Origin of the sequence: Endozoicomonas acroporae, assembly GCF_002864045.1 — a bacterium.
Classification (GTDB): Bacteria; Pseudomonadota; Gammaproteobacteria; order Pseudomonadales; family Endozoicomonadaceae; genus Endozoicomonas; species Endozoicomonas acroporae.
On record NZ_PJPV01000165.1, the window covers coordinates 1 to 8,886 of the forward strand.

Genomic DNA, 8,886 nt, shown 5'->3' on the forward strand with positions numbered 1-8,886 from the left:
GGAGAAGACACCGAAGCTGAAAGAGGCCGTGGTTGCGCTGTTGCCCCATGTGACAACCAAAGCCGAATCATTAGAAGAGACAGACCCCTTTACTCCTCAGCATATCGCCAACCTGCTGTGGGCCTTGGCGAAACTGGTGGACAACGGGCTGGAGCTGGAGAAGACACCGAAGCTGAAAGAGGCCGTGGTTGCGCTGTTGCCCCATGTGACAACCAAAGCCGAATCATTAGAAGAGTCAGACCCCTTTACACCTCAGCATATCGCCAACCAGCTGTGGGCCCTGGCGAAACTGGTGGAGAACAGGTGGAAGCTGGAGAAGACATCGAAGCTGAAAAAGGCTGTGGTCGCGCTGTTGCCCCATGTGCAAACCAAAGCCGAATCAAAAGAAGAGAAAGACCAATTCAAGCCACAGGAAGTCGCCAACATGATATGGGCCGTGACAAAACTGGGTGAGGCTATTGAGCTGAAAGTGGTTAAATCAACGTTAGCTTCCCTTGTCGGCAAAATCAGCGAAAACACCCCGCTCTCTCAAGGTAGATGGATGTCTCTGTGGGGAGTCATGGCATTCTGTGCCAGATGTTATCTGACCTACGGTAAGAATAATAAAAACTCGCTTGAAAAGCATATAGGTGAACTATTTTTTCTCCTGGGAAATACACCCTCAGGCAATACCGAGGATCAATCCATTATTGCCATGGTCACAAGTTGGCTGGGGATAGCGTGTCCGGTGGTTCCCTATTACCAGACAATCATTTCACAATCTCAATCCACCTTTCGCGATCAACTCCGATCAAGCCTTCCGTCTTTGCAGATTGAAGAAGAGAAGAGTCTGAGTTTATTACCTCCGGTTGACCTGCTACTGCCAGATTACAACATGGTGATCGACGTTCAGGGGCCTTCCCATTACGTGGGTGGTGATTTCAAAACCAGGAATGGTTCGACTTTGTTGAAAATCGCCCTATATAAAAAATTAGGATTTGAGTTTATTGAAATACCGGTGAACAAGCTTGATAACCAGTATTCAATACAAAGAGTTATTGAACAAATAAAGACAAAGTTAGCCATCCTGCCAGAGGCCCATGGTCCTGTGTCACCTGACAGCAGCGAGTGGGATGCAGGTGAGGCATACTTTACTGCCGATGAAGGATGGCAATTTTCCGATGACTGTTATTTTACCGCTGAAGAATATTTAGAAGAGCAAACAAAGAAACCAAAAAAGAGAAAAAGGAAGAGAAAAAAGCCAGTAAAAACTAGCCCGGATATTTCATAAACTGCCCCGAATCTCGCGCCGGACTTTGTCGCTCTAAGGGATTTTGTGAGGGAGCGCCGTACCGGGGAGTACGGTCGACTGAGCAAAACTCCCTTAGAGCGACAAAGGACAAGCGAGAGCGGGAGCACGTTTATGAAATATCCGGGCTAATGCCTGTTGATGCCGTGGAGTAGTCTACATTTTATATTTCCCATGAATTAATGAAATATAATTATGGACAGAGGCAGTGCTGGTATAAGTTGGACATGCACAACATCAGGTCATGATTATAATCAACCGGATGATCATACCGGTGCTTCAGGAAGTGGGCGATACAGGTATGGCAAAGTGAGGCGGACGAATACTTCACTTCCCTATATCCCGGAGCGTCATCAATTTTATCCTGCTTCTGACGCCTGTTCTGCTCACCATCCACCAGGACATTCAATAAAACCTGTTCAGGATTTTAAGGCTCTCGTCACACAAGCAAAAATGGATGACCTGGTGAGGATATCTACTCATTATGGTGATCGCTATAATGGGAAAAAACACAGTCAATTTGCCTGTTCAATCAAACAATATACATCAAGGTCAAAAAGACCATTAAATCGTAGTGAACAATGCCAACTGATACCATTGTTGCACGCTTTTAAAGCGACACCCGGGTGGCCTTGGCAAAGCCTGACGACAACGGTTCATTCATTTACGTCAGCAGGTGTTTTTACCCCTCATAAATACCTGAATGAGAGACATAAGGAGGCTCAGGCAGCTTTATTGTCAACGTTACTTGATGCAGTAATAGTTAAGTGCAAGCAAAAACCTGAAGCCAGGGATATTGATGCCCAAGGTACCGCCAACCTGCTGTGGGCCCTGGCAAAAATGGTTGGTAACGGGCTGGGGCTGGAGAAAACACCGAAGCTCAAAGAGGCCGTGGCCGCGCTGTTGCCCCTGATGAAAATCAAAGCCGAATCAAAAGAGGGGAAAGATCACTTTATTCCTCAGCATATCACCAACCAGCTGTGGGCAGTGGCAAAATTGGTAGATAACGGGCTGGAGCTGGAGAAGACACCGAAGCTCAAAGAAGTTGTGGCCGCGCTGTTGCTCCATGTGAAAACGAAAGCCGAAGCAAAAGAAAAGAAAGACCACTTCAACTCACAAGGTACCGCCAACCTGCTGTGGGCTCTGGCGAAACTGGTCGAAAACGGGCTGGATCAGGAGAAGACAGCGCAGCTAAAAGAGGCCGTAGCCGCGCTGTTGCCCCATGTGAAAAGCAAAGCTGAATCAAAAGAAGAGAAAGACCACTTCAAGCCACAGGAAGTCGCCAACCTGCTTTGGGCCGTGGCGAAACTGTTGGACAATGGTCTGAAGAAGACACCGACGTTCACAGAGGCCGTGGCCGCGCTGCTGGCCAATGTGAAAACCAAAGCCGAATCAAAAGAAGAGAAAGACCACTTTATTCCTCAGCATATCACCAACTTGCTGTGGGCCGTGGCAAGATTAGTGGACAACGGGCTGGGGCTGGAGAAAACACCCAAGCTCCAAGAGGTCGTGGCCGCGCTGTTACCCCATGTGAAAACCAAAGCCGAAGCAAAAGAAGAGAAAGACCACTTTATTCCTCAGCATATCGCCAACCTGCTGTGGGCGATGGCGAAATTGGTAGACAACGGGCTGGAGAAGACAGCGCAGCTAAAAGAGGCCGTGGCCGCGCTGCTACCCCATGTGAAAACCAAAGCCGAATCAAAAGCAGAGAAAGACCACTTCATTCCTCAGCATATCGCTAACCTGCTGTGGGCCGTGGCAAAACTGGTGGACAACGGGCTGGAGAAGACAGCGCAGCTCAAAGAGGCCCTGGCCGCGCTGTTGCACCATGTGAAAGCCAAAGCCGAATCAAAAGAAGAGAAAGACCACTTTAACACTCAAGCTACCGCCAACCTGCTGTGGGCCTTGGCAAAACTGGTGGACAACGGACTGGAGCTGGAGAAGACAGCGCAGCTCAAAGAGGTTGTGGCCGTGCTGTTGCCCCATGTGAAAGTCAAAGCCGAATCAAAAGAAGAGAAAGACCACTTCAAGCCACAGGAAGTCGCCAACCTGTTGTGGGCTGTGGCGAAACTGGTAGACAACGGACTGGAACTGGAGAAGACACCCAGGCTTAAAGAGGCCGTGGCCTGGTTGTTGCCCTATTTGAAAACGTACGCCGAATCAAAAGAAGAGAAAGACCGCTTCAGCGCAAAAGAGACCGCCAACGTGCTGTGGGCCGTGGCGAAACTGGTAGACAACGGACTGGAGCTGGAGAAGACACCGAAGCTGAAAGAGGCCGTGGTTGCGCTGTTGCCCCATGTGACAACCAAAGCCGAATCATTAGAAGAGACAGACCCCTTCACTCCTCAGCATATCGCCAACCAGCTGTGGGCCGTGGCAAAACTGGTGGACAACGGGCTGGAGCTGGAGAAGACAGCGAAGCTCAAAGAGGCCCTGGCTGCGCTGTTGCGCCATGTGCAAGCCAAAGCCGAATCAAAAGAAGAGAAAGACCAATTCAAGCCACAGGAAGTCGCCAACATGATATGGGCCGTGGCAAAACTGGGTGAGGCTATTGAGCTGAACGTGGTTAAATCAACGTTAGATTCCCTTCTTGGCAAAATCAGCGAAAACACCCCGCTCTCTCAGCAAAGTAGATGGATGTCTCTGTGGGGAGTCATGGCATTCTGTGCCAGATTTTATCTGAACTATGGTAAAAATAATAAAAACTCGCTTGAACAGCATATAGGTGAACTCTTTTCTCGCCTGGGAAACACACCCACCGGCAATACCGAGAATCCATCCATTATTGCCATGGTCACAAGTTGGCTGGGGAGAGCGTGTCCGGTGGTTCCCCATTACCAGACAATCATTTCACAATCTCAATCCACCTTTTGCGATCAACTCCGATCAAGCCTTCCGTCTTTGCAGATTGAACAAGAAAAGAGTCTGAACTCATTACCTCCGGTTGACCTGCTACTGCCAGATTACAACATGGTGATCGACGTTCAGGGGCCCTCCCATTACGTGGGTGGTGATTTCAAAACCAAGAATGGTTCGACTTTGTTGAAAATCGCTCTGCTGAAAAAATTAGGATTTGAGGTCATTGAAATCCCGGTGAACAAGCTTGGGAACCAGAATTCAATGAAAAGAGTTATTGAGCAGATAAAGATAAAGTTAGCCGACCTGCCGGAGGCTTATGACTCTGTGTTACATAACAGCGGCGAGGGGTCAACAGATGAGGCATACGTTACTGCCGATGAAGGAGGGCAATTTTCAGATAGCTGTTATCTTACCACTGAAGAATATTTAGAAGAGCAAACAAAGAAACCAAAAAAGAAAAAAAGGAAGAGAAAAAAGCCAGTAAAAACTACTGCCTCCTAGGAGCCTGTCCGAGAATAGCGCCCGTAGCGAGGATGGCAGAAAATTGAGGATAAAAAGTCGGAAATTTTTGTGAATAGTGGTTCTATTTGCTAAAAATTTCCGACTTTTTAGACCAATTTGCTGCCACCGCAGTAGGGCAGTCTATTCTCGGACAGGCTCCTAGAGTAGTCTACTTTTTATATTTCCCATGAATTCATGAAATATAATGATGGACAGAGGCGGTGCGGGTATCAGTTGGCAATGCACAACATCAGGTAATGATTATAAACAATCGGATGATCGTACTGATTGTTCAAAAAGTGGTCGATACTGGCATGGCACAGTCAGACAGGTGAATGCGCCACTCGCCTACGTCCAGAAGCGTAACCAGTTTTATCCTGCTGCTGACGTCTGTTCTGCTAACCATCCAAAAAGACACTCAGTAAAACCTGTCGATGATTTTAAGGCTCTCATCACACATGAAAAAGTGGATTGCCTGTTGAGGATATCTACCCATTACGGTGATCGCTATGATGGGAAAAAACACAGTCAATTTGCCCTTTCAATCAAACAATACACTTCAGCGTCAAAACGACCTTTGCATCACAGTGAACAACGCCAACTGATGCCATTGTTGTACGATTTTAAAGTGACACCCGGGTGGACCTGGCGAAGCCTGACGACAACGTTTCATTCATTTACTTCAGCGGGTGTTTTTACCTCTGATAAATACACGGAAGAGTGGGTTAAGAAAACTCAAGCGGCTTTACTGTCCACTTTACTTGATCAAGCAATACTTAATTGCAACCAAACACTTGAAGCCAGGGATCTTGATGTACACGGTATCAATAACCTGCTGTGGTCGGTAGCGAAACTGGTGGACAACGGGCTGGAGCTGGAGAAAACACCGAAGCTCAAAGAGGCTGTTGCCGCACTGTTGATCCATGTTAAAGCCAAAGCCAAATCACCAGAAGAGAGAGAACACTTTATTCCTCAGCATATCGCCAACCTGCTGTGGTCTGTGGCAAAACTGGTGGACAACGGGCTGGAGCTGGACAAGACACTAGTTCTCAGAGAGGCCGTGGCCGCGCTGTTGCCCCATGTGATAGCCAAAGCTGAATCAGAAAAATACCACTTTATTCCTCAGCATATTGCCATCCTGCTATGGGCCGTGGCGAAATTGGTGGACAAGGGGTTGGAGAAAACACCAACGCTCAAAGGGACCCTGGCCGCGCTGTTGCCTCATGTGAAAACCAAAGCCGAATCAAAAGAAGAGAAAGACCACTTTAACACTCAAGGTATCGCCAACCTGCTGTGGGCCTTCGCGAAACTGGTGGACAATGGACTGGAGCTGGAGAAGATATCGAAACTCAAAGAGGTTGTGGCTGCGCTGTTGCCCCATGTGAAAACCAAAGCCGAAGCAAACGCAGAGAAAGGCCACTTTAACAATCAAGGTATCGCCAACCTGTTGTGGGCCTTGGCGAAACTGGTGGACAACGGACTGGAGCTGGAGAAGATGCCAAAGCTCAAAGTGGCCGTGGCGGCGCTGTTGCCTCCTGTGAAAAGCAAAATCGAATCAACAGAAGAGAAAGACCAATTCAAGCCACAGGAAGTCGCCTCTCTACAATGGGCTTTGGCGAAACTGGTGGACAATGGGCTCAAGCTGGAGAGGACACCGAAGCTCAAAGAGACTGTGGACGCACTGTTGATTCATATTAAAGCCAAATCAAAAGGAGATAAGAACCACTTTAATCCTCAGCAAATTTCCAACCTTTTGTGGGCGGCGGCGAAATTGGTAGAAAACGGGCTGGAGCTGGAGAAAACACCGAAACTCAAAGAGGTCGTGGCTGCGCTGTTGCCCCATGTGAAAACCAAAGCTGAATCAAAAGAAGAGAAAGACCGCTTCAGGCCACAGGGAGTCGCCAACCTGCTGTGGTCCGTGGCGAAACTGGTAGACAACGGACTGGAATCGGAGAAGACACCCAGGCTTAAAGAGGCCGTGGTCTGGTTGTTGCCCCATGTGATAACCAACGCCGAATCAAAAGAAGAGAAAGACCGCTTCAAGCCTCAGGAAGTCGCCAACATGATGTGGTCCGTGGCAAAACTGGGTGAGGCGATTGAGTTGAACGTGGTTGAATCAACGTTCGATTTTCTTGTCGGCAAAAACAGCGAAAACCTCCAGCTCTCTCAGCAAAGTACATGGATGTCTCTGTGGGGAGTCATGGCATTCTGTGCCAGATGTTATCTTAACTACGGCAAAAATAATAAAAACTCACTTGAAAAGCACATAGGTGAACTATTTTCTCGCCTGGGAAATACCTCCTCAGGCAATATCGAGGATCAATCCATTATTGCCATGGCCGCAAGCTGGCTTGGAAGAGCGTGTCCGGTTACCCCCCATTACCCGACAATTATTTCACAATCTCAGTCCACCTTCCTCGATCAACTCAAATCAAGCCTTCCGTCGTTGAAGATTGAAGAAGAAAAGAGTCTGAACTCATTACCTCCGGTTGACCTGCTACTGCCAGATTACAACATGGTTATCGACATTCAGGGACCTTCTCATTACGTGAGTGGTGATTTCAAAACCAGAGATGGTTCGACTTTGCTGAAAATCGCCCTGCTGCAAAAATCAGGATTTGAGGTCATTGAAATTCCGGTGAACAAGCTTTGGAAGCAGGATTCAACGAAACGAGTTATTGAGCAAATAAAGATAAAGTTAGCAGTCCAGCCGGAGGCTCATGGCGTGTTCCATAACAGTGGTGAGGCGGCGGCAGATGAGGCATACGTTACTGCTGATGAAGGAGGGCCATTTTCCGATGACTGTTATGTTACCGCCGAAGAATATTTGGAAGAGCAAATAAATAAACCCAAAAAGAGAAAAAGGAAGAGAAAAAAACCAGTAAAAACTACGGCCTGATGAGGCCCTGGGAGGCTGTCCGAGAATAGACTGTCCTACGCGGCAACTGCTCCTGCGTTGCCCTAGCTCCTGCATCCATGCAGTCGTGCGGCGACAGCAAATTGGTCTAAAAATCCGCTTTTGTTCGACAAATAGCCCCGCTATTCACCTCACAAAACCAAATTTTTATCCTCAATTTTCTGCTGTCCTCGCGACGGGCGCTATTCTCGGAAAGCCTCCTGGAGTAGTCTACTTTTTATATTTCCCATGAATTAATGAAATATAATGATGGACAGAGGCGGTGCTGGTATCAGTTGGCAATGCGCAACATCAGGTAATGATTATAAACAACCGGATGATCGTACCGATTCTTCAAAGAGTGGGCGATACTGGCATGGCTCAGTCAGACAGGTGAATGCGCCACTCACCTATATCCAGAAGCGTAATGAGTATCGTGCTTCTGACGGCTTTTCTGCTAACCATGCAAAAAAACACTCAATAAAACCTGTTCATGATTTTAATGCTCTCATCACACAAGAAAGAATGGATTACCTGCTGAGCATATCTGCTCGTTATAGCGATCGCTATGATGGTAAAAAACACAGTCAATTTGCCACCTTAATCAAACAATACACTTCAGCATCAAGACGACCTTTGCATCATAGTGAACAACGCCAACTGATACCATTGTTGCACAATTTTAAAGCTACTTCCGGATGGACCTGGCGAAGCCTGACGACAACGCTTCATTCATTTACTTCAGCGGGTGTTTTTACCATTAATAAATGCCTGAATAAGGGAAGTAAGGAAGCTCAGGAAGCTTTATTGTCAACTTTACTTGATGCAGTAATACGTAAGTGCAACCAGGAACCTGAAACCTGGGATATTGATGTACAAGGTGTCGCCAACCTGCTGTGGGCTCTGGCGAAACTGGTGAGCAACGGGCAGAAGCTGGAGAAGACACCGAAGCTCAAAGAGGCCGTGGCCGCACTGTTGCCCCTGGTGAAAACCAAAGCTGAATCAAAAGAAGAGAAAGACGATTTTATCCCTCAGCATATCTCCAGCCTGCTGTGGGCCGTGGCGAAATTAGTAGACAACGGGCTGGAGCTGAAGAAGACACCAAAACTCAAAGAGGTCGTGGCCGCGCTGTTGCCCCTGGTGAAAACCAAAGCCGAATCAAAAGAAGAGAAAGACCATTTTATCCCTCAGCATATCTCCAACCTGCTGTGGGCCGTGGCAAAATTGGTGGACAACGGGCTGGAGAAGACACCAAAGCTCAAAGGAACGGTAGCCACGCTGCTGCCCCTGATGAAAGCCAACGCCGAATCAAAAGAAGAGAAAGACCACTTCAACACTCAAG

4 protein-coding genes are annotated in these 8,886 nt (G+C 47.8%); all 4 read left to right on the forward strand.

The genetic code is table 11. The annotated features are described in order from the left end of the window. On the forward strand, nt 1-1,270 hold a 1,270-nt coding region (locus CX664_RS21820), incomplete at its 5' end, for an RAP domain-containing protein (RefSeq protein ID WP_219622256.1). 213 nt (nt 1,271-1,483) lie between these two features. Further along, entirely contained in the window at nt 1,484-4,648 is a 3,165-nt protein-coding gene (locus CX664_RS21825; RefSeq protein ID WP_101748771.1) for a DUF1601 domain-containing protein, read from the forward strand. A gap of 205 nt (nt 4,649-4,853) precedes the next feature. Next, nucleotides 4,854-7,547 (forward strand): RAP domain-containing protein, encoded by a 2,694-nt coding sequence (locus tag CX664_RS21830; RefSeq protein ID WP_101748772.1) that lies wholly within the window; start codon nt 4,854-4,856, stop codon nt 7,545-7,547. Between the two features lie 264 nt (nt 7,548-7,811). After that, the coding region (locus tag CX664_RS21835; protein WP_146000213.1) for a hypothetical protein at nt 7,812-8,886 on the forward strand (1,075 nt) is incomplete at its 3' end.